The 23,939-nt window shown below is 51.1% G+C and carries 14 protein-coding genes, 6 tRNA genes and 1 pseudogene; 7 read left to right on the forward strand and 14 right to left on the reverse strand.

The features are described from left to right. Window positions 1-81: 81 nt before the first annotated feature. Both PT300_06235 and pbpC read left to right on the forward strand, forming a co-directional pair. Complete coding sequence (locus PT300_06235) at window positions 82-6,096, forward strand: alpha-2-macroglobulin (GenBank protein ID MDF7680225.1); 6,015 nt, start codon at window positions 82-84, stop codon at window positions 6,094-6,096. Between the two features lie 68 nt (window positions 6,097-6,164). Further along, complete coding sequence (gene pbpC, locus PT300_06240; protein MDF7680226.1) at window positions 6,165-8,534, forward strand: penicillin-binding protein 1C; 2,370 nt, start codon at window positions 6,165-6,167, stop codon at window positions 8,532-8,534. 141 nt (window positions 8,535-8,675) lie between these two features. Here the strand turns inward: pbpC and PT300_06245 are convergent. The 8 genes from PT300_06245 to PT300_06280 form a co-directional block, all read right to left on the reverse strand. Next, window positions 8,676-8,750, reverse strand: a tRNA-Gln gene (locus tag PT300_06245). A gap of 44 nt (window positions 8,751-8,794) precedes the next feature. Beyond that, window positions 8,795-8,871, reverse strand: a tRNA-Met gene (locus tag PT300_06250). Between the two features lie 20 nt (window positions 8,872-8,891). Beyond that, window positions 8,892-8,966 (reverse strand) — tRNA-Gln (locus PT300_06255). Window positions 8,967-8,998: 32 nt separating this feature from the next. Next, window positions 8,999-9,073: transfer RNA gene (locus PT300_06260), tRNA-Gln, on the reverse strand. Window positions 9,074-9,096: 23 nt separating this feature from the next. Then, a tRNA-Leu gene (locus tag PT300_06265) sits at window positions 9,097-9,181 on the reverse strand. Window positions 9,182-9,190: 9 nt separating this feature from the next. Then, window positions 9,191-9,267 (reverse strand) — tRNA-Met (locus PT300_06270). A gap of 381 nt (window positions 9,268-9,648) precedes the next feature. Next, complete coding sequence (gene asnB / locus PT300_06275) at window positions 9,649-11,313, reverse strand: asparagine synthase B (GenBank protein ID MDF7680227.1); 1,665 nt, start codon at window positions 11,311-11,313, stop codon at window positions 9,649-9,651. A 264-nt stretch (window positions 11,314-11,577) separates the two neighbouring features. Then, window positions 11,578-12,330: an HAD-IIA family hydrolase gene (locus PT300_06280; protein ID MDF7680228.1), complete on the reverse strand. Its 753-nt coding sequence runs from the start codon at window positions 12,328-12,330 to the stop codon at window positions 11,578-11,580. Between the two features lie 343 nt (window positions 12,331-12,673). Here PT300_06280 and PT300_06285 point away from each other — a divergent pair, with 343 nt between their 5' ends. Beyond that, a complete protein-coding gene (locus tag PT300_06285; protein MDF7680229.1) occupies window positions 12,674-12,982 on the forward strand; it encodes a hypothetical protein in 309 nt (102 codons plus the stop codon). Window position 12,983: 1 nt separating this feature from the next. Here the strand turns inward: PT300_06285 and nagA are convergent, their stop codons facing one another. After that, a complete protein-coding gene (gene nagA, locus PT300_06290; protein ID MDF7680230.1) occupies window positions 12,984-14,138 on the reverse strand; it encodes an N-acetylglucosamine-6-phosphate deacetylase in 1,155 nt (384 codons plus the stop codon). Between the two features lie 13 nt (window positions 14,139-14,151). Further along, on the reverse strand, window positions 14,152-14,952 hold the full coding sequence (gene nagB / locus PT300_06295; GenBank protein ID MDF7680231.1) for a glucosamine-6-phosphate deaminase: 801 nt from the start codon (window positions 14,950-14,952) through the stop codon (window positions 14,152-14,154). Between the two features lie 514 nt (window positions 14,953-15,466). On the opposite strand from nagB, the pseudogene nagE reads away from it, so the two are divergent. After that, a pseudogene (gene nagE / locus PT300_06300) lies at window positions 15,467-16,888 on the forward strand (N-acetylglucosamine-specific PTS transporter subunit IIBC). Window positions 16,889-17,046: 158 nt separating this feature from the next. Beyond that, entirely contained in the window at window positions 17,047-18,714 is a 1,668-nt protein-coding gene (gene glnS, locus PT300_06305) for a glutamine--tRNA ligase (protein MDF7680232.1), read from the forward strand. A 70-nt stretch (window positions 18,715-18,784) separates the two neighbouring features. Here the strand turns inward: glnS and fur are convergent, their stop codons facing one another. From fur to ybfF, 4 genes are all read right to left on the reverse strand, one after another. Next, window positions 18,785-19,237 carry a ferric iron uptake transcriptional regulator gene (gene fur / locus PT300_06310; GenBank protein MDF7680233.1) on the reverse strand — a complete coding sequence of 151 codons (453 nt, stop codon included), beginning with the start codon at window positions 19,235-19,237 and terminating at the stop codon, window positions 18,785-18,787. A gap of 280 nt (window positions 19,238-19,517) precedes the next feature. Next, window positions 19,518-20,048 carry a flavodoxin FldA gene (gene fldA / locus PT300_06315; protein ID MDF7680234.1) on the reverse strand — a complete coding sequence of 177 codons (531 nt, stop codon included), beginning with the start codon at window positions 20,046-20,048 and terminating at the stop codon, window positions 19,518-19,520. 148 nt (window positions 20,049-20,196) lie between these two features. Next, window positions 20,197-20,490, reverse strand: a complete 294-nt coding sequence (ybfE, locus tag PT300_06320; GenBank protein ID MDF7680235.1) for a LexA regulated protein — start codon at window positions 20,488-20,490, stop codon at window positions 20,197-20,199. Window positions 20,491-20,615: 125 nt separating this feature from the next. Next, on the reverse strand, window positions 20,616-21,398 hold the full coding sequence (gene ybfF / locus PT300_06325; protein ID MDF7680236.1) for an esterase: 783 nt from the start codon (window positions 21,396-21,398) through the stop codon (window positions 20,616-20,618). A gap of 185 nt (window positions 21,399-21,583) precedes the next feature. Between ybfF and seqA the strand changes: the two genes are divergently transcribed. Continuing rightward, window positions 21,584-22,132: a replication initiation negative regulator SeqA gene (gene seqA, locus PT300_06330; protein ID MDF7680237.1), complete on the forward strand. Its 549-nt coding sequence runs from the start codon at window positions 21,584-21,586 to the stop codon at window positions 22,130-22,132. Between the two features lie 36 nt (window positions 22,133-22,168). After that, window positions 22,169-23,809: a phosphoglucomutase (alpha-D-glucose-1,6-bisphosphate-dependent) gene (gene pgm / locus PT300_06335; GenBank protein ID MDF7680238.1), complete on the forward strand. Its 1,641-nt coding sequence runs from the start codon at window positions 22,169-22,171 to the stop codon at window positions 23,807-23,809. The last annotated feature ends 130 nt before the right edge of the window (window positions 23,810-23,939 follow it).

Raw genomic sequence — 23,939 nt, forward strand, 5'->3', positions numbered from 1 at the left:
TATTGCGTCGATCTGGCTTATTTTTATTGCTGATACAATATGGCTAATTCAGTCCGGGCCGTTTTTCAGAGGAGACCATAAATGGATTTACTCAGAATATTACTTCATTTGCCTTTTAGCTTGATAAAAGGCATCTTTCGTGTGCTGACTTTTATTCTCAGGCTGCTCGGACGTATCATCAGACCTGTTATCGGCAATATTGACTGGCGGGCGCCGGGTTGGTGGCAGGCCACATCCGGTGGACTGATGCGTGGCTTCACGCGCATGGAAAACGGTGTCGATAAGCATCCGAAAGCGATCAGTCTGACTATTCTGCTACTGCTTTGTGCGACAGCGGGCGGTATTTACGGCTGGCATATGTGGCTAAACCGTCCGCAGCCGATCGAACCGGCACCGATGGTGTATCAGGAAACCCGTGTGCGGGTCAGTAACCCGAAAGCGATCAATTATACCGCGCAGGACATAACACCTCAGCAGCTGACATTGACTTTCAGCCATTCGGCAGCGCCGCTGACTGACGTGGGTAAAGTGATCAAGAAAGGCATTGCGCTGAAACCGGAAATCGCAGGTGAATGGAAATGGAACAGTGATGATAAACTGGTCTTTACGCCCAAAAAGCCGCTGCCAATGGGTAGCCAGTACACAGTGAGTATCACACCGGAAATACTACTCGCGCCGCAAATCAAACTGACCACCACCGATTACACCTTCACCGCGCCCGCTTTCGAGTATCAGTTCGGGACAGCGGAATATTATCAGGACCCACAGGCACCACAAAAACGCAGCGCGATTTTTAACGTCGCCTTTAATGCGCCGGTGGATGTCGCCAGTTTTGAGAAACACATCGCGCTGGGACTGCGTGAAGGAAAAGCCAAAAAAGAAGCCCGGCTCAAGTACTCGGTGGTTTATGATCAGAAAAAACTTAACGCCTGGGTTCATTCCGAACCGCTGCAAGCGCTCGATCACGGTGGTTCGGTACAGATGCGGATCAGCGAAGGGGTGAAGGCGTCGGTCGCGTCGAATGAGACCTCCCGGGCCCGAGACATCAGCGTTACCATCCCCACGCTTTACAGCCTGACCGTCAATAACACCAGCGCACAGGTGGTCGATGCCGATGGGGAAAAAAGTCAGCGGGTGCTGATTATCGACTTCAGCGATGCAGTAAAAGACAAGGATATTCGCCGCGCAGTAAAAGCCTGGTTATTGCCACAACATAATCCGAATGATGCACACGCGGCAACAGGCCCTGACGATTACGCCAGCTGGGATGTCGACAGTGTCGAAAATAACGTACTGGCACAATCGACACCGCTGGATATCGTATTGAACGAAGCCGAAAACGACTATCAACGCCAGTTCAGTTTCCGCTTTGATGCGCCTGCGCACCGCGCGATGCTGCTGGAAATTGACAACGTACTGACCTCATCCGGCGGCTATAAAATGGCGGAAAAAGTCTACCGCATTGTTAAAGTCCCGAACTATCCCCGATCGCTGCAATTTATGTCCCAGGGTTCACTGTTATCGGTTAACGGCGACCAACAGATCAGCGTGGCGGCGCGTAACGTGCCGGGAATGCGTCTGGATATCAAACGGGTGATCCCCAGCCAGCTACAACACATCGTCTCATTTAAAAGTCATATCTATCCGTCGGTAGAGTTTGATCGCCTGAATGATGAGTATTTTACCGAGCATTTCAAATACCAGACGGCGGTGAATAATGATAAACCCGGTGAAGTGCATTATCAGGGCATCGATCTTTCCCATTACCTCTCCACCGATCCCCGTTCGCATCGCGGCATATTCCTGCTGACCTTATCGCAATGGGACCCGAAGAAAGAAAAATCGGCGGCCGATGATGACGATGATCAGGATGACGATCCGCGTAGCGACGAAGCGCCCGCCCGCGATGCCCGCTTTGTGGTGGTCACTGATCTGGGGATACTCGCCCGTCGTTCACAGGATAAAACCCATGACCTGTTTGTGCAGTCAATTCACAGCGGTACGCCGGTCAGTAATGCCAGAGTATCGGTGATTGCGAAAAACGGTGTCACGCTGCTGACACAAACCACCGGTGCTGACGGGCATGTGCGTTTCCCGGCGCTGGATGTGTACACCAGTGAACGACAACCGGTGATGTTCCTGGTCGAAAAAGAGGGTGATGTCTCTTTCCTGCCTGTCGGGCGGTATAATGATCGCGGCCTCGACTTCTCACGCTTCGATATCGATGGTGACGAAACGCCGACTGATCCACGCAGGCTGAACAGTTATCTGTTCTCCGATCGCGGGGTTTATCGTCCAGGTGACACGTTCAATATTGGGCTGATCACGCGCGCCGCTGACTGGCGCATGGGGCTGGCCGATGTCCCGGTGCGTGCTGAAATTCGCGATCCGCGTGACAAACTGATGAGCACTATTCCGCTGAAGCTCAGTGCCAGCGGTTTCAACGAATTGAGCTACACCACTGACGACCATTCGCCGACCGGTGAATGGAACGTGTATCTGTATCTGATCGACAAAAATAATGAGTCCTCGGTATTGCTCGGCCACACGACAGTCAATGTAAAAGAGTTTGAGCCGGATCAGCTGAAAGTCAAACTTCAGCTGACGCCAGAACGTCCGCAGGGCTGGGTAAAACCGACAGAATTGCAGGCCAGTATCGACGTGCAGAATCTGTTTGGTACGCCAGCCCAGGATCGGCGTGTGGCCTCAAAACTGACCTTGCGCCCGATGTATCCGGGCTTCGAAGCATTCCCGGATTATACCTTTTACGAAAATCGCCAGAATAACGACGGTTTCGAAACCCATCTGGAAGATCGTACCACGGACGAGAAAGGCAGCGCGACGATCCCGCTGGATCTGCACTCTTATGCCGATGCGACCTATCAACTGCAACTGTTATCAGAAGCCTTTGTCGCCGGGGGAGGCCGTTCCGTCTCGGCCACCGCACGGGTGCTGGTCTCACCTTATGATTACCTGATTGGCGTCAAAGCGGATGGCGATCTGGGATATATCAATCGTGATGCGCTCCGTCAACTGCACATCATTGCCGTTGACCCGACCCTGAAACAGATAGCGCTCTCCGGACTGAAAACTGTGCTGATCGAACAGAAATACATTTCGGTTCTGACCCGCCAGGATTCCGGGGTGTATAAATATCAGTCGAAAATGAAGGAGGTCGTGCTTTCGCAACAACTGCTTGCGCTCAGCGCTCAAGGTAGCGATCTAACGCTGGCCACCGACAAGCCAGGGGATTTCGTGCTGGTGGTGGAAGATGCGCAGGGCAAGGTGCTTAACCGCATTGCCTACAGTGTCGTCGGCGAAGCCAACCTCAGCCGTTCGCTGGATCGTAACGCCGAACTTAAGCTGAAACTCAATCAGGCAGAATATCAGCCGGGTGAGGAAATCGAAGTGGCGATCAACGCGCCTTATACCGGCAGTGGCTTGATTACCATTGAGAAAGAGAAAGTCTACAGCTGGCAGTGGTTCCATACCGATACCACCAGCTCGGTGCAGACTATCCGTGTGCCTGAAGCAATGGAAGGTAACGGTTACGTCAATGTCCAGTTTGTGCGCGATGTGAACTCCAGTGAAATCTTCATGAGCCCGCTGAGTTACGGCGTGATGCCGTTTAAAATCAGTACCAAAGCGCGGCAAAATGCACTGGAAGTGAAAGCACCGGACGTCATTAAGCCGGGCGAAAACCTGGCGATGACCGTCATCACTGACGGCCCGCAGCAGGTGGCGCTGTTTGCTGTCGATGAAGGTATTTTGCAGGTGGCGCGTTATCGGCTGAAAGATCCGCTGACCTACTTCTTCCGCAAGCGTGAGCTGGCGGTGGAAAGTTCGCAAATCCTCGACCTGATCCTGCCGGAATTCAGCAAGCTGATGCAGCTAACCGCTGCACCTGGAGGGGACAGCGGTGAAGGACTGGATCTGAACGTCAACCCGTTCAAGCGCAAACGCGATAAGCCAGTGACCTACTGGTCGGGAATTACGGAAGTGAACGGCGAGAAGACGTTTTATTATCCGGTGCCGGATTACTTTAACGGTAAAATTCGTGTGATGGCGATTTCTGTCACTGCGGACAAAATCGGTAAAGCACAAACTGCGGCGACGGTGCGTGACAACTTCATCATGACGCCAAACGTCCCCGCGATGGTAGCACCCGGTGATGAGTTTGATGTCAGCGTGGGCGTGAGCAATAACCTTGAAGGGTTGAACGGTCAGCGTGTGGCAATCGGTGTCCATCTGACCGTACCACCCCAGCTGGAGGTGGTCGGTCAGGCGGATCAGAACCTTTCGCTGGGCGAAAAACGGGAAGGGGTGATTTATTTCCGCCTGCGCGCTAAGGCGGTGCCGGGCGATGCGCCGCTGCTCTTTGAGGCGAAATATGGCGATAAAACCAGCCGTCGCACCATCAGTACTTCAGTCCGTCCGGCTTCGCCGTTCCGCACCCAGTCGGTGATGGGACGGATGAGTGGCAGCCGTCAGAATATCGATAACCTGCGGCAGATGTTTGATGACTATGCGGTGCGTAAGGCCGCGCTATCGAACTCACCACTGGTACTGACTGACGGGCTGTCACAATATCTGACCGACTATCCCTATTACTGTTCCGAGCAGATTGTCAGCCGTTCGATTCCGATGATCCTCGAAACCTTACATCCGGAAATGAGCGCGACGCAAAATCAGGCAGAGAACAGGAAGAGACTGAAAGATATGCTGGCGGTTCTGCGTGCCCGCCAGAACGACAGTGGTGCGATTGGGTTGTGGCGTTCGTCGCCGCAAACCGATCCGTTCGTCACCCCTTACGTCGTGCAATATCTGCTGGAAGCCAGAACCGCCGGTGTGGCGTTACCACTGGGGATGCTGGATGATGCTAATGCGGCATTGCGCGAACTGGCAGCGAATCAGCGCGATGATTTGTACACCCTGCGTCTGCGGGCATGGGCGATATATCTGCTGACCCGTCAGGGGGAAATCACCACCGGTTGGCTGGCATCGGTGCAGGATGCGCTGCAAAAACGCTATCCGGAGAACGGGAAAACGGACTTGAGCGCCCTGTATCTGGCCTCGTCTTACCGCATGCTGAAAATGGATGATGAAGCCAGTAAGTTATTGCAGCCCACCTGGCAGCAGCTGAGTCGGGCATATAACAAAGGCTGGTGGACGCAGAATTACTTTGACCCGCTGGTTCAGGATGCGACCCGCTTGTATCTGATAACCCGCCACTTCCCGGAAAAAGTGTCGTCGATTCCGCCGCAGGTGCTGGAAAACATGGTCAAATCGTTAAAAGAGGAGCGTTACACCACCTACTCTTCGGCCATGAGCATGCTGGCGCTGGCAAGTTACTCTGAACAGGTTGCGGCGCAGGCGACAACAGCAGACGCGCTGAAAATCACCCAGATCAGAGCAACGAAAAATGTCGAACCACAGCTGATTTCCAGCGTTCAGGGGCTGTTTGCCCGCGCCCGTTTCAGCGCTGAGGCGAAGGCATTGCGTATGGAAAATGATAACGACGCCCCGGCGTGGTACGTGGTGACGCAGGCGGGGTATGATCGGGCTGCGCCGAAGAAAGCCATCTCCCGCGGGCTGGAAATCACCCGTGATTACACTGATGAGCAGGGCAACCCGGTGACGCAAGTCACGCTGGGGCAGAAAATCAACGTGCACCTGAAAGTCCGCGCTAATTCACAGCAAGGGCTGGATAATCTGGCGATTGTCGATTTACTGCCGGGCGGATTTGAGGTCGTACAGCAAGCGCCACCAGAGCCGGAATCTGACAACAGCGATGGAGAGAATGAAGCGAGTGATAGCGAGGGTTCTGCCGCCTGGTTATCACCGCTGGCAGCATCCGGTTCGACATGGGCGGTGGATTACAGTGATATCCGTGAAGATCGCGTGGTCATTTACGGTAGCGCCACCACTGACGTGCAGGAGTTTGTCTATCAGATCAAAGCGACTAACACCGGTAGTTTCATCATCCCGCCAGCCTATGGCGAAGCGATGTATGACCGTGAGGTTCAGGCGCTGTCGGTCAGTGATAAAAAGCTGGTAGTGGTTCCGGCAGACCCGCCCACTGTTGCTAAAAAATAACCGACAACAGACGACGCCCTGTGATTCTGGCAGGGCGTCACTGACGCTAAGCAGCAATAAGTAGCAAGATGAACACCTTTGCCGTTTTTTTCAAAACCACCTGGCGTCTGCTGCAAAATATCGCGGTGGCGGTATTTTTACTGGCGCTGCTGACGCTGGCGTGTCGCCTGTGGCCACATCCGCCGCTTTCTCGGGAACAACCTTTCTCCACTGTCTATTACGACCGTCAGGGTACGCTGATGCGTATCACCCTGGCGAATGATGATCGTTATCGCGTGTGGACACCGCTGGAGCAGGTTTCGCCGCTGGCTGTCAGGGCGCTGTTGCTGCACGAAGATCGCTGGTTTTACCTCAATCCAGGGTTCAATCCAGTCAGCCTGATGCGCGGGTTCTGGCGCAGCTATGTGACGGGCGGAAAAATGCAGGGCGGATCGACCATTACCATGCAACTGGCGCGGATGCACTGGCACCTGAATACCCGCACGCCATCAGGCAAGATAATGCAGGTTTTACGCGCCATTCAGCTTGAGCTGAGTTATTCTAAACACGATATCCTCGAAGCCTATCTGAACTATGCGCCCTATGGTCGTAACATTGAAAGTATTGGCGCCGCCAGCCTGATCTATTTCAACAAGGCGCCAAAAGATCTGACCTTACCGGAGGCGCTGACACTCGCCGTTTTACCGCAATCCCCCCGCTACCGTATCGACACCCGTACCGGGGTACTGGGCACGGCACTGACCCAGGCACGCAACCAGCTGTTCACCCGCTGGCAGGCGCATTACGCTACTGACAGCAGCCAGCGTTCATTGTTCAGATTACCGCTGGCGCTGCGTCAGCCTGAGCAGATGCCCTATATCGCACCGCACTTTATCGAACAGTTACGCCAGCAAAACCGGCAGCAGATTCAGAGCGATAAGCGTGTGGATACCACTCTGGACGCAGGTTTGCAGCGCTTGCTTGAGCGGCAGATCAATGCGTTCATCCTCCGCAATCAAAGCCGTGGTATCCATAATGCCGCCGCGCTGCTGGTAGATACCCGCGACATGGGGGTGCGGGCGCTGGTGGGATCGGCGGATTATTACAATCGTGACATTCAGGGACAGGTGAACGGTACTAACGCGAAGCGCTCGCCAGGATCGGCGCTCAAACCCTTTATTTACGCGCTGGGAATAGAGCAGGGGGTACTGCATCCGATGACCATTCTGAAAGATGTGCCATCGGCGTTCGGTGCTTATGCGCCGGAAAATTTCGACCGTCGCTTTCTCGGGCCGCTGACGGCGACGGACGCCCTGAACTTCAGCCGGAATATTCCGGCGGTCTATGTCGCGTCACAGCTACGGCAGCCGACCTTCTACCAGTTTCTGCGGCTCTCCGGGATCGCCAGTATGGCCAGCAAAAACCATTACGGCTTGTCGCTGGTATTAGGCGGCGGTGAAGTGACGATGCAGGAGCTGGCAAAACTGTACGCGCTACTGGCGAACCGGGGAGTGCTGCAACCGTTACAGATGCAGAAAAATGAACCCAGTAGCGCAATGCCGGTCAGATTACTCAGTGAGGAGGCCAGCTTTATGACGCTGGATATGTTGCGCCAGCATCGCCGTCCGGGCGATACGCTGGCGCAGCGACCCTCTTCGTTACCGGTGTACTGGAAAACCGGCACCTCATGGGGATTTCGTGACGCCTGGAGTGTGGGGATTTTCGGGCCGTATGTTTTAGTGGTCTGGGAAGGCAATTTTGATGGCAGAGGCAATAATGCCCTGGTCGGTGCCGAAGCCGCCGCACCGCTGTTTTTCAATATCATCGACAGCATCAACGCCAGCTATCCCGCTTTGCAGGAACCCCGACATGCGTTTCCGAAACAACTGAAGCGTGTTGATATCTGCCTCGCCAGCGGCAATTTACCGACAGCGTGGTGCCAGCAGAAGGGGCGGACGTGGTTTATTCCGGGAAAATCACCGATCAAAGTCGATACCGTTTACCGCCCGGTGATACTGGATAAACTGACCGGCGAGGTGGCATGCCCGCCTTATGAAAAAAACACCACCCGCACAGAAGTTTTTGAATTCTGGCCGTCTGATCTGGCTAATGTCTTCGCCCAGGCAGGGTTGCCAAAACGCAAACCACCGGTGAATCATTGTAAAGATGCCGCTCTGGATGTCAGCGGAAATCCTCCGCGCATTACCTCGCCGCTGAAAAATACGGTCTATACCTTACGGCAATCGCAGCAAGGGCGCGATAAAATTTCATTCAGCACCGTAACCGATGCCGACAGCAAAACGGTCTACTGGTTTGTCGATGATATTTACCTCGGCAGTTCGGCCAGCAAAGCGGCGATCGACTGGCGGCCAGTCAACAGAGGACAATATCGCATCCGCGCCGTCGATGATCATGGCCGTGCTGACAGTCGGCTTATCCAGATTGAGCTTTCAGATTAAGCGACTTGTAGGGGAGCAGTTATAACCAGTAGATATACTGGCGGATACGCCCTCATCAGCATAATGGTGTTAGCACGAAGAATAAAAGTGGAGGGCTATACTGGTGTTCTGATTTCGTGATCCACGACAGTCAGTCAAAAATGGCTGGGGTACGAGGATTCGAACCTCGGAATGCCGGAATCAGAATCCGGTGCCTTACCGCTTGGCGATACCCCAATTGAAGTTGTCGATTTACCGGATATGGCCGATATATCTTAATATGGTGGCTACGACGGGATTCGAACCTGTGACCCCATCATTATGAGTGATGTGCTCTAACCAACTGAGCTACGTAGCCATAACCAGAAAAAGATCAGATGGCTGGGGTACGAGGATTCGAACCTCGGAATGCCGGAATCAGAATCCGGTGCCTTACCGCTTGGCGATACCCCAATATCCGTATGGTGGGACGCAGGTATAAAAAGTGGCTGGGGTACCTGGATTCGAACCAGGGAGTGCCGGTATCAAAAACCGGTGCCTTACCGCTTGGCGATACCCCATCCGTGCAACGCTGACGGGTGAATGGTGCGGGAGGCGAGACTTGAACTCGCACACCTTACGGCGCCAGAACCTAAATCTGGTGCGTCTACCAATTTCGCCACTCCCGCAGAAAAAGATGGTGGCTACGACGGGACTCGAACCTGTGACCCCATCATTATGAGTGATGTGCTCTAACCAGCTGAGCTACGTAGCCCTCTTTTTTCGCGCTACCTAAATCGGCGTTGCGGGGCGCATTATGCGTATTGGGCTGGCAAGCGTCAACTAATTTTTCAGCGAAAATCACCGGAAGAAGATTGTTTGCTCAGCTTGCGAACAGCCTGGCGCAATAATCGGCAATTATGGCAGGTTTATCATGGATTCGTGCTAAATTAAGCGATAAATAGACAGATTTCAGCGCAACCGTGGGATGATCGCGCATTCTGGCGCGCGCTCAATCAACGGTAAATGATGAATAAGAGCGGTAAAAAGCAATGTATTACTGTCGTTAAATGGCGAAGAGGGAAAAACCGCTTTTCCCTCTTCTGTTATCAGTCAGCAAACTGCGCAGGTGGCAGCCGTTTGCTGTATTCTGCGCTTATTTATACGCCGACTGATGAACACCTACCGCGCGACCCGAGGGATCATCCATGGTTTTGAATGCCTCATCCCACTCAATGGCCTTCGCGGAAGAACAGGCAACCGAAGGGCCGCCAGGGACACATTCCGCAGCACTGGGCAGCGGAAACAGTTCTTCAAAGATTTCGCGATACAGATAGCCCTCTTTCGAGGTTGGGGTATTGTACGGAAAACGGAAGCTCGCGGTGGCCAGTTGCTGATCAGAAATTTGCTGGCTGGCGACCTCTTTCAGGGTATCGATCCAGCTATAGCCGACACCATCAGAGAACTGCTCTTTCTGCCGCCAGACAATACTGGCAGGGAGATAGGATTCAAAACATTCGCGCAGAATATGTTTTTCCATTTTATCTTTGCCACACATTTTGTCCTGTGGGTTTATGCGCATGGCGACATCAAGGAACTGTTTATCGAGGAACGGAACCCGTGCTTCCACTCCCCAGGCGGCCATCGCTTTATTGGCGCGCGCGCAGTCAAACATATGTAATGCCAGTAACTTACGCACTGTTTCTTCGTGCAGTTCTTTAGCGTCAGGTGCTTTGTGGAAGTAAAGATAACCACCAAAAACTTCATCCGACCCTTCACCAGACAGCACCATTTTGATTCCCATCGCTTTGATTTTGCGCGCCATCAGGTACATTGGTGTTGAAGCGCGGATGGTGGTGACATCATAGGTTTCGATGTGGTAGATAACGTCACGGATGGCGTCCAGCCCCTCCTGGACAGTAAAATGGATCTCGTGGTGAATGGTGCCCAGATGGTTCGCCACCTCTTGTGCCGCTTTCAGATCCGGCGAGCCTTGCAGGCCGACAGCAAAAGAGTGCAATTGCGGCCACCAGGCTTCGCTGCGCTCCTGATCTTCCACCCGGCGGGCAGAGAATTTTTTGGTGATCGCCGAGATAATAGAGGAATCCAGGCCACCGGAGAGCAGCACGCCGTAAGGGACATCAGACATCAGATGGCTTTTTACTGACTCTTCCAGCGCCTGACGTAGTGCATTTTTATCGGTCACATTATTTTTGACCGCATCATAGCTAAACCAGTCACGCTGATAATATTGTTTGATTTCCCCGTCTTTACTCCACAGATAGCTGCCTGGCGGAAACTCTTTAATGGTTCGGCAGACCGGAACCAGTGCTTTCATTTCAGAAGCAACATAGAAGTTACCGTGTTCATCATAGCCGGTATACAGGGGAATAATTCCCAGATGATCACGCCCAATCAGCCACGCGTCCTGTTCACTGTCATATAATACGAAAGCGAACATTCCACGCAGTTGATCAAGAAAGGCGGCGCCTTTTTCCTGATAGAGCGCGAGGATGACTTCGCAATCAGAACCTGTCTGGAAGGTATAGCGATCACGGTATTCAGCACGCAATGCCTGATGATTATAGATTTCACCATTCACGGCCAGCACATGCGTTTTTTGCGGATTATAGAGTGGTTGAGCCCCCGCATTAACGTCGACAATGGATAGGCGCTCATGAGCCAGAATCGCTTTATCACTGGCATATATACCGGACCAGTCGGGCCCACGATGGCGCATCAGGCGGGAAAGTTCCAGCGCTTTTTTACGCAGTTCGCCCGCATCCGTTTTAATATCCAGTACACCAAAAATTGAACACATAGCTTTCTTCCTTCTTTGTATTCCGGTTTTATCCAGTAGCGAAGCCCCGGTGTGTGTTAACAAGAAAATGCCGTAAAGCAAAGAGAGACGCAAGAGGTAGAGGAATATAAAAATAAAAAATTCAATAACGATTATTGAATATTAAAAAAATGAGATATTTAACACGCTGTTATTGATGAATATTCAATTTCAGGCCGCTTTTATTAGATAATGCTTTTCTGGCGTGTGATGATAGTCAGACACGCCAGGTAGGCTCGCTGTTGTTCAGAAAATATCAATTTCAGCCACAGAGGAGTAAATCCATGAAGGTCTGAATGGCATATTGTCAATATCTTCTCGCGCGGAAACGCCAGAAAGCACCAGAATGGTCTTCAGTCCCGCCTGGACGCCAGCCAGAATATCGGTCGTCAGGTTATCGCCGACAATGACAGTCTGTTCAGAATGCGCCGCTATTTTATTCAGGGCCGAACGGATAATCCACGGGCTGGGTTTACCGACATAGAAGGGGGTGCGCCCCGATATTTTCTCAATACCGGCACACAGTGCGCCGCAGGCCGGGGTATAGCCATGACCATGTGTATCCGGATTAGTGGCAATAAAACGGGCACCGCGGGTGACAAAAAAGGCGGCTTTATGCATCATTTCCCAGTTAAACGAGCGTGTTTCGCCGACAATAACAAAATCCGGGTTGACATCGGTGATGGTGAAACCGGCCTTATAGAGTTCATGAATCAAGGCCCCTTCGCCGACAACATACGCCTTTTTGCCCTCCTGGCGCTGCAAAAAGTCGGCGGTTGCCATTGCTGAAGTGTAAAAGATGCTATCCGGAACATCGATCCCCGCCGTGGCAAAGCGGTTAGCCAGATCCTGTGCCGTCTGGGAAGGGTAGTTCGTCAGGATCACCAGCGGCATTCCTTTTTCAGCTACGCGTTTAATAAATTCTGCCGCACCTGGAATGGCAATATTGTCGTGCATCAGTACACCGTCAATATCACAAATGATGTTTTTAATTGTCATGATGTGTCCGACTTTGTTGAAGAAAAACGCAACTATATAGCATAGCTATGTCAATTTTCCAGCAAACGCCACACGATTATAGCGCCAGGCATAGCCGTTTTATTTGGCGAAAAGCGGGCGATTCTGCGCGGATTGGTTGCGAACAATGTGAAGGGAATACCTGCCTGAGAGTCGGGATAACACTATTTTTTGTGCCGACGCGCGAATGCACTCTATCCGATTTGTGTTTTTTTATATCTGGCAGATCCGCTGTGCTGTTACACGCGGCTTTTTATTCCTGAAAACTTCATTCGGCAGTATAGTGACGGTGTTTCTGGTCAGGAAATCTGAGAGGTAAGGTGCGATGAAACTCACTGAAGAAGTACTGTTAGCGTCAGGATTCAGTCCCCGGAAGTTGCAAATAATTAAAAACCATAATGCAGGTTTTGACGAAACTTTTGATGATGCTATTCGGGGTTTTGCTGAAGGATTCAGGGGGATGTTATGGGGTCTGACAGGTTGTGCGGCACTGTTTATTTGTGTTTGTTTTTCAAAAGATCAATCCAATATAGTAGCTACGGGGATCGCCCTGTTAATTGTGATCCCCTTTGCGGTATTCATACACCCGCCAGTTTTGTCTTATAAGTCCAGGCGGTACTGGAGAATACACTGATTTATATTGACGCGCTAAAGACCTCATTACCATTAACGATAGTCGTCATGATTTTATAATCCCGGCTAAAAGCCACCAGGTTGGCGACTTTGCCGGGGGCAATACTGCCGAGCCGTTTTTCTACGCCAATAGCACGCGCAGGATAGAGCGTGGCCATACGTAATACCTCATCGAGCGCGATACCCCCCTGTTCGACAAGATGACGGATGCCTTCGATCATCGTCAGTGAAGAACCACTAAGTGTACCGTGTTCATCGACGCATAGCCCGTTACGGCAATAGATGGTTTTACCGGCAAAAGTGAACTGCTCAATACTGGCACCAGCCGCCGCAGTTGCATCGGTTATCAGGCACAGTTTGTCACCTTTCAGACGTTTTGCCTGACGAATATTGGCAAAATCGACATGCAGGCCATCCGCGATAATACCGCAGTAGATATCGGGGTGATCGAAAACCGCGCCGATAAGCCCTGGCGTGCGCGCGGAGATAGCGGGCATGGCATTATAGAGATGCGTAGCACAGGTGATCCCGGCGCGAAATCCCATCACGGCCTCGTTGAGTGTTGCACAGGAGTGGCCCGCAGAGACTACGATCCCGGCAGCGACTAATTGCCGGATAACATCAGCGGGGACACATTCCGGCGCGAGCGTGACAGTGGTAATGACGTCGGCGTTTTGACACAGGAAGTCTACCAGCGCGGCGTCTGGCTGGCGGATATAGTGTGGATTATGGGTGCCTTTTTTGATTTTATTCAGCCACGGCCCTTCAAGATGCAGGCCCAGTGCCTGGTTTGCATGTTTTTGTCGGTACTCACGCATCACCCTGACCGCCTGTTTTATCAGATCGTCACTGCAGGTGATCAGGGTCGGTAAATAACTGGTGCAGCCCGCGCGTTGATTGGCTTGCTGCATAATTTCCAGCGTATCGATACTGATTGCTTCCGGGCTGTCGTTAAACTGCACGCCGCCGCAGCCGTTGACCTGGATATCGATAAAACCCGGTGCCAGAATCGCGCCATTAACCGGATGCTGAGTGATGCCGGGGGGGATATCAGTTTGTAAACAAAGCGCTTTTATCAGGCCATCGGCGATAATAATCGCATGATTATCAAGAATTTCGTGGCTGGTATAGATCCGGCCCTCAGTTAATGCATACATAGCGCCCACTGGTTTATAACCCCTTGATATTTTTAGCTTCTAGTTCAGTAAAATAGTTAAGCGTTTTAACCTTCAGCTCCATGGTCGATGGCTGGTCACAGACGATGATCGCTTTCGGATGCAGCTGCAGGCAGCTAATTGTCCACATATGATTGACACTGCCTTCAACCGCCGCCTGTAATGCCTGCGCCTTTTGCTGTCCGAGCACCAGAATCATTACCTCTTCGGCATCCAGTAAGGTGCCCACACCGACCGTCAGCGCATATTTAGGCACCTGATCGATATCACCGTCGAAGAAGCGTGAGTTTGCCAGGCGGGTATCGTGGGTCAGCGTTTTAATTCGGGTGCGGGAGGTCAGTGAGGAGGCGGGTTCATTGAAAGCGATATGACCATCGTGACCCACGCCGCCCATAAACAGGTTGATTTTACCGCAGGCGCGGATTTTTTCTTCATAACGCTGACATTCCGCATCGATATCAGCCGCATTGCCATCAAGGATATTGATATTTTCTGCGGGGATATCGATATGATCAAAAAAGTGTCGGTGCATGAAACTGTGATAACTTTCGGGATGCCCGACGGGCAATCCGACATATTCGTCCATATTGAAGGTCACGACATACTGAAAACTCACCTGACCGGCCTGGTGCATCTCAATCAGCATGCGGTAGGTGGTTAGCGGTGTGCTGCCGGTCGGCAGACCCAGTACGAATGGGCGATCCGCCGTTGGTTTAAAGGTATTGATACGATTCACGATATGACGGGCAGCCCATTTGCCGACCTGCTCAGCGGTGATTAGCGGGATCAGTCTCATTGTTCACCATGACTATTTAATGATTATCGGGTGGGCAGATTCAGAGCCTGTGCCATTGCCGGTGATGAAAGCGGAAGTGCTCAGATCGTTATGTACGCTTTGCCCTGCTCATCGTCAGCAAATATTTACTTAGCGCCTGAAAATTAACGATGTATAACTGAGCAGTATACCAGAGAGTGATATTGAGTTAATGATGATTTTAATTGCAAAAAAACCACCAGCGTGAAGACAGGGACGCTGTTTGTGTTGATATCGATTAACGTCAGATTGCTCACAACGACGCCTTCGCTCGCACCATAGCCGGGAAATCTGCTATCGTAGCCAGTCAATTTATTGCCGATATTTCATGTTATCCCCCCTTTTTCGCCGCAAAAACGGATAACTTATCGGTAGTGATGCCTGGTACTGTGTGGCATAGATTATCTGATTTCGCGTTTTACCAGTAAAATGAGTGAAGTACAAAGCGGGATAAATAACAGTAAGCGATGTTCTTGTCGCTTGCAGGGGAGATAAAATGAACATTTTAGGTTTTTTTCAGCGATTGGGGAGAGCATTACAATTACCGATCGCTGTGTTGCCTGTGGCGGCGTTACTGTTACGGTTTGGTCAATCCGATCTGTTAAATATCGCCTTCATCGCCCAGTCCGGTAGTGCTATTTTTGATAATCTGGCGCTCATTTTTGCGATTGGGGTGGCATCGAGCTGGTCTAAAGATAGTGCAGGTGCGGCGGCACTGGCCGGGGCCGTAGGCTATTTTGTGCTGACAAAAGCCATGGTGACGATTAACCCGGACATTAATATGGGGGTGCTGGCAGGGATTATCAGCGGACTGGTCGGAGGGATGGTTTATAACCGCTGGGCGGAGATAAAACTGCCTGAGTTTCTCAGCTTCTTCGGTGGTAAACGTTTTGTTCCTATCGCGACGGGTTTTTTCTGCCTGATCCTGGCCGCTATTTTTGGCTATATCTGGCCGCCGGTACAGCAGGCTATTCATCACGGAGGAGAGTGGATTGTTTCGCTGGGGGCGCTGGGCGCGGGCATTTTTGGTTTTATCAATCGCTTGTTAATTCCTACCGGATTGCATCAGGTATTAAATACCATTGCCTGGTTTCAGATTGGCGATTTTACTAATGCGGCAGGAAACGTATTTCATGGTGATATCAATCGTTTTTATGCCGGGGATGGTTCAGCCGGAATGTTTATGGCGGGCTTCTTTCCGATCATGATGTTTGGTTTACCGGGGGCGGCATTAGCCATGTATTTCGCCGCACCCAAAGCGCGCCGTCCGATGGTAGGGGGGCTGTTACTGTCCGTCGCGGTGACCGCATTCCTGACCGGTGTCACCGAGCCGCTCGAATTTATGTTTATGTTTCTGGCACCGCTGCTTTATTTGCTGCACGCCATATTGACCGGTATCAGCCTGTTTATCGCAACGTCACTGGGGATCCATGCGGGGTTCTCCTTTTCTGCCGGGGCGATTGATTATGCGCTCATGTACCATTTACCCGCAGCGAGTAAAAATGTTGGCTTGTTACTGGTGATGGGCGTCGTGTTCTTTATTGTCTATTTCCTGTTATTCAGTGCGGTTATTCGTCTTTTCAATCTCAAAACGCCAGGGCGGGAAGATAACGTCGACAACAAGCTGGTGGCAAAAAATAACAGTGCGACTAACGATGGGCTGACGCAACTGGCGGTTAACTATATCGCCGCAATAGGAGGCAATAATAATCTACGCGTGATTGATGCCTGTATTACCCGTCTGCGTTTAACGGTGGTCGATGCCGGTCTGGTGAACGATGCCGCCTGTAAGCAGTTAGGTGCTTCCGGGGTGGTCAGACTGAATAAACAGACTATCCAGGTGGTCATCGGTGCAAAGGCGGAGGTGGTTGCCAATGAGATGAAAAAAGTCATCGCCGGTGATCTGGCTTCCGCCAGCGATGATGGCAGAAAGGTAAAACCGGTGTGATATTACCCGGATAGCAGGACAAATCATCACTGATGCTCTCTGCGTCTTTGCGTAACTAAGGCTTGTTTCGCTGTCCGGCTTGTAAGATCATGTCGCACATATGTTGTTTATGCTTTGAGGAACCCACGATGAGTGAGGCTGAGATCCGCCCGACTAACTTTATTCGCCAGATCATTGATCAGGATCTGGCTGCTGGTAAACACACCACGATTCATACTCGTTTTCCGCCAGAACCCAATGGTTATCTGCATATTGGTCATGCGAAATCGATTTGTCTGAACTTTGGCATTGCCAGGGACTATCAGGGACAGTGCAACTTACGCTTCGATGATACTAACCCGGCGAAAGAAGATATCGAGTATGTTGAGTCGATCAAAAATGATGTGCAGTGGTTAGGATTCCAGTGGTCAGGGGATATTCATTACTCATCTGATTATTTCGATCAACTCTATCAATATGCTATGGAGCTGATTAACAAAGGCCTGGCCTATGTGGATGAACTTACGGTGGATGAAATCCGTGAATATCGTGGTTCACTGAAGGAGCCTGGAAAAAACAGCCCATATCGGCAACGGAATATTGAAGAAAACCGGCAGTTGTTTGAAAAAATGCGTGCTGGCGAGTTTGCGGAAGGTCAAGCCTGTCTGCGGGCGAAAATTGATATGGCTTCCCCCTTTATTGTCCTGCGTGATCCGGTGCTCTATCGGATTAAATTTGCCGAACATCACCAGACTGGCAATAAATGGTGCATCTATCCGATGTACGACTTTACCCACTGTATCAGTGATGCGCTGGAAGGTATTACGCACTCCTTGTGTACCCTGGAATTTCAGGATAACCGTCGCCTGTATGACTGGGTGCTGGATAATATCACGATCCCGGTGCACCCACGGCAGTATGAGTTTTCGCGTCTCAATCTCGAATATACGGTAATGTCCAAGCGTAAGCTCAATCAGCTGGTGGTGGAAAAGCATGTTGAGGGATGGGATGATCCACGGATGCCAACCCTTTCCGGGCTGCGTCGCCGTGGCTATACGGCAGGCGCTATCCGCGAATTCTGTAAACGCATCGGCGTCACTAAACAGGACAATACCATCGAGATGGCATCGCTGGAATCCTGTATTCGTGAGGATCTGAATGAACACGCTCCGCGTGCTATGGCGGTGATTGATCCGGTTAAACTGATCATTGAAAACTATCCGCAGGGTGAGAGTGAAATGGTCACGATGGCCAATCATCCGGCAAAGCCTGAGATGGGGAGTCGTCAAGTTCCGTTCAGCGCTGAAATATGGATTGATCGTGCCGATTTCCGTGAAGAGGCCAACAAGCAATACAAACGTCTGGTTTCTGGTAAAGAGGTGCGTTTGCGCAATGCTTATGTCGTTAAGGCTGAGCGTGTTGAAAAAGATGCAGAGGGTAAAATTACAACCATCTTCTGTCGTTATGATCCTGACACGTTGAGTCGTGATCCTGCAGATGGCCGCAAAGTGAAAGGGGTCATTCACTGGGTGAGCGCAGCGCAGGCATTACCGGTTGAGTTTCGTCTTTATGATCGCCTGTTCAGTGTGCCCGATCCGGGGGCAGAAGATGATTTTCTGACCGTTATCAATCCGCAATCACTGGTAATTAAACAGGGCTTTGCCGAACCTTCGCTGGCGCAAGCACAGCCTGGGCAGGCGTATCAGTTCGAACGGGAAGGCTATTTCTGTCTTGATAGTCGTTACGCAACTGCCGATCATCTGGTTTTCAATCGTACAGTGGGTTTGCGTGATAGCTGGGGACAATCCGGGCAGTAAATCCGTGATGATTTAAGATAAAAAAGCCAGCCTGATAAAGGCTGGCTTTTTTCGGTGATCGACAGGGAAATTACTTTTTAACTGTCTCATGGGCATGAGGATCGCGACGACAGTCACCTTCTGCACAGTGCCCGTACAAATACAGGCTGTGATTAGTCAGCTGGATACCATGACTGGCGGCAATTTCGCGTTGCCGCGCTTCAATAGAATCATCGCTGAATTCAATCACTTTACCACAGTCAAGACAAATAAGGTGATCGTGGTGATGTTGTTGCGTCAGTTCGAAAACCGATTTTCCCCCCTCGAAGTTGTGACGGGTAACAATGCCAGCATCATCAAACTGGTTCAGTACGCGATAAACAGTGGCAAGACCGATCTCTTCTCCCATATCAATCAGACGTTTATATAAATCTTCAGCACTGACATGGTGGTTACTGGGTTCCTGCAGGACTTCCAGAATTTTTAATCTTGGCAGCGTGACTTTCAGGCCAGCTTTCTTTAAGGCGGTATTGTTGTCAGTCATGCGGAATCTGTCCTGTTGCTAAAACAATCAACTTCCTTTTGCGGAAGCCACAAAGAGAGTAATGCTATGTCATGTTTTTCATTATAGAACCGCTATGGTGGAATGAAAACCATTCGCATAGCGTTCTCAATAGCGTTAAAAACGATAAATAATGACCCCTAATCTGAGTCAACACGCGGCTATGGTACGCGCCTTTCCGGACAAAAAAGGAAGCTGCCAATTAATTTTATTGGTAAAAACTATCAATGGAGTTACATTCGATAGTAATACTATTCTACTATCAGGCATTCCTGAGTTCATTGAGACGCAGCTGGTCAGAAATTAACTTAACCCATTGATCGACACGCTCCGTAGTCAGTTCTGGCTGACGATCTTCATCGATAGCCAGGCCGACGAAATGATCACTGTCTGCCAGACCTTTAGAGGCTTCAAAATGATAGCCTGCGGTTGGCCAGTGGCCAATAATCGTCGCCCCCTGCGGTTCGATAATATCGCGGATAGTTCCCAGCGCATCACAGAAATATTCGGCGTAATCTTCCTGATCACCACAGCCAAACAGGGCTACCTGCTTGCCATTGAAATCGATCTCTTCCAGCGTTGGAAAGAAGTCATCCCAGTCACATTGCGCTTCGCCATAGTACCAGGTTGGGATACCGAATAGCAGGATCTGATAAGCCTGCAGATCTTCTTTGCTGCTTTTGGCAATATCGTGAATATCAGCGATGTCTTTACCAAGACGTGTCTGGATCATTTTTGCAATATTCTCGGTGTTACCTGTGTCGCTGCCAAAAAAGATGCCGATGAGTGCCATGAGTAAAATAACCCCTTGAAACTTAATGAAGTGGTTGTAGCATTCTGCTACGAATAATGGTCATCATAGCAGAACAGAAGAGCACGCGGAAACCGCAATTGTGCCCGACTGCACACTCTGCTACATAAAACGGTCTATTGCCGCGATATCAGTCATTATTCTGCTGATACAAGATGGCCAGCTGGCTGATGAGTATCTCTTCGATTAACTCGCTGCGATTGATATTGCGCGCGCTTGACAACGCATTGAGTGCGTCAACGGCTTCTGCGTTGAGTTTTAACTCTACACGTTTCAGGCCACGGACTTTATCGCGCTTGAGTTGATTGCGTTTATTGATGCGTAATTGTTCATCGCGTGACAATGGATTGGTTCTTGGTCTGCCAGGGCGACGCTCATGGGCAAACAAATCTAATGTGGTTCGGTCAGTTTGTTCTTTTGCCATGATGTGTGGTCATATCGGGAAAAACAAGCCGTCAGTATCTACCGACGTGTACAGTGTTTTACTATACATCAGGCAAGCTGTCGCGCCAATGGTCGCAGGCATTCTGTTATCGGTTTGTCCGTTTTTTAATCTTTTCGTGCGGGCAAAGTGGTCAGGTAACGACGAATGGCGCGTATGACGCTCTGCGGTTTTTCGGCATGTAGCCAGTGGCCCGCGCCGGGGATCACATGTGCCCGCGCCTGAGGGAACTGCGCCAGTAAAGGCGCACGGCAGGCATCCGTGACATAAGATGAGTTGCTGCCGGTAATGAATAGTGCCGGATGTGGCCAGGCGGGGAGCGGTTGCCAGCCGGTGATATTGGAATACTGATCCCATAATACCGGGACATTAAAGCGCCACTGACCATCAACAAAAGATTTTAACAGAAACTGAATGACTCCCTCCTCGTGAAGATACTGGCGCATGATGACCGCCGCCTGCTGGCGGGAGATTTCGCCAGCGGCGCTCACGGCATTAATCGCGCGGAAGATGTGATCATGGCGATGTTGCTGATAGTTCACCGGCGCAATATCCAGTACGATCAAGCCATGAATACGCGCTCCTGCCAGCGCACTGAGTGCCATGATCGCTTTTCCGCCCATCGAATGGCCAATCAGGATCACGTTGTCCCATTGATGGGCATCGAGGGTATCGAGCAGATCCTGCGCCATCGCAGTATAAGTCATCTCCGGAGAGCGGGGGGAGAGACCATGATTGCGCATATCGACTTGTAAAGTATCGTAATCAGTGACCAGATCACGGGCGAGGCTCCCGAGGTTATCGAGGCTGCCAAACAGCCCGTGCACCAGCATAACAGGAAAATTCTGTTGCGGATTGCGTGCATATTGCGCGCGACTATTTAATATCATAGTAAAGTTCTTTTTTTTACGCTGTCGGGTTAGGGTATTATGCTGGATATTCTGCCATCTGACGGCAAAACATCCTGCTGCTGGAGTTTTACCGTCATTCTGGTTTTGACGCTATCGGTTGTCAGTATTTTTTCTTATCATACTGACGGCTTATATTCAGAAATAAGATATTGCACTGGATTAAGATGAAAACAATTGAAGTTGATGACGATCTCTATAGCTATATTGCCAGCCATACACAGCATATCGGTGAAAGCGCATCCGACATTTTACGGCGCATGTTACGATTTTCCGCTGTAGCGCAGTCAGATACCGCGTCAGCAAAAGACATTTTGCCAGCAATGTCCGATGGTGAGTCGAAACCGGGTATCACGATCACGGCGAAAGATAATATCCGCGCGATGCGTGAATTGTTGTTATCTGACGAATATGCAGAACAAAAACGTGCGGTCAACCGTTTTATACTGATACTGGCCACACTTTATGCCCAGAACGCCCAGGCGTTTGCTGCGGCGACCGAGTCTCTTCACGGGCGCACCCGCATCTATTTTGCTGAAGAGGCACGGACGCTGCTGAAAAGCGGTAATCACACTAAACCAAAACCGATTCCAGGCACGCCCTGGTGGGTGATCACCAATACCAACACGGGCCGGAAATGCAGTATGATCGCACATATCATGCAGTCAATGCAGTTTCCCGCTGAGTTAATAGAGAAGGTTTGCGGTACTATTTAGTTTTTTTACCAGGTATTCAGAACAAAGGATCAGGCAATGGCAGTGGATAAACGCGCAGGACAGCCTGCACAGCAAAGTGACTTGATTAATGTGGCGCAACTGACCGCGCAGTACTATGTATTGCAGCCAGATATCAGCAACACGGAACATGCGGTAAAATTTGGCACCTCCGGTCATCGCGGAAGTGCCAGACGGCATAACTTCAATGAATCCCATATTCTGGCCATTGCGCAGGCCATTGCTGAAAACCGGGCAAAGAATGGGATAAGCGGCCCCTGCTATGTCGGTAAAGATACCCATGCTTTATCTGAACCGGCTTTTATTTCCGTACTGGAGGTGCTGGCGGCCAATGGCATCGATGCCATTGTGCAGGAAAACAACGGCTTTACGCCCACTCCGGCGATCTCTCATGCCATCCTGATGCACAATCAACAAGGCGGTTCTGTCGCCGATGGCATTGTGATTACCCCCTCGCATAATCCCCCCGAAGATGGCGGTATCAAATATAATCCGCCCAACGGTGGCCCGGCGGATACCGGGGTCACCCGCGAGATAGAAAATCGTGCTAACGCGCTGTTATCTGCTGGTTTACAAGGAGTGAAACGTCTCTCCCTGGCGGCGGCATGGGCATCCGGTCATGTTCAGGAACAGGATCTGATCCAGCCTTACATCGAAGGGCTGGCGAATATCGTCGATATGGCGGCGATTCAGAAAGCGGGTCTCAAACTGGGGGTTGATCCGCTGGGCGGCTCAGGTATCGAATACTGGAAACGGATTGCACAGCACTATCAGCTGGATCTGACTATCGTCAATGATCATGTGGATCAGACTTTCCGTTTTATGCATCTTGATAAAGACGGGGCCATCCGGATGGATTGCTCATCGCCATGTGCGATGGCGGGATTACTGGCATTGCGCGATAAATTCGACCTGGCATTTGCCAATGATCCGGATTATGACCGCCACGGTATCGTGACCCCCGCCGGGCTGATGAACCCTAACCATTATCTGGCAGTCGCGATTAACTACTTGTTCCGCCATCGCCCGCAATGGCGTCCGCAGGTCGCCGTCGGTAAAACGCTGGTCTCTTCGGCGATGATCGATCGGGTTGTCGCTGATCTGGGACGTCAACTGGTAGAAGTTCCGGTAGGCTTTAAATGGTTTGTTGATGGTCTGTTTACGGGGCATTTAGGTTTTGGCGGTGAAGAGAGTGCCGGGGCATCGTTCCTCTGTTTTGACGGCACACCGTGGTCGACCGATAAAGATGGCATCATTATGTGTCTGCTGGCAGCGGAAATTACCGCAGTCACCGGTAAAAATCCGCAACAGCTGTATGATGAACTGGCCGCCCGTTTCGGTGCCCCCAGTTACAATCGCCTGCAGGCGGCGGCCACCTCAGCACAGAAAGCCGCACTGTCTAAGTTATCCCCGGAAATGGTCTGTGCCAGCCAGCTGGCCGGTGATCCGATTACCGCGCGTCTGACCACGGCACCGGGCAACGGTGCGGCGATTGGTGGGCTGAAAGTGATGACCGATAACGGCTGGTTCGCAGCTCGGCCGTCGGGTACTGAAGATGCTTATAAAATCTACTGTGAAAGTTTCCTTGGTGAAACGCATCGTCAACAGATAGAAAAAGAAGCGGTAGAGATAGTGAATGAAGTGCTGAAAAACGTCTGATGTTAATGTCATGACAGCGATATCGGTATTGCTTTCATGACATTCGGTCATGTTCGTCGGCTGGTCAGGGGGTCAGTTCTGACCAGCCAGTCTGTCGTCTGGCTGAACCAGAATGACGCTGATTTTGCTG

The sequence above is a fragment of the Enterobacteriaceae bacterium ESL0689 genome (assembly GCA_029433525.1).
GTDB lineage: Bacteria > Pseudomonadota > Gammaproteobacteria > Enterobacterales > Enterobacteriaceae > JAQTIF01.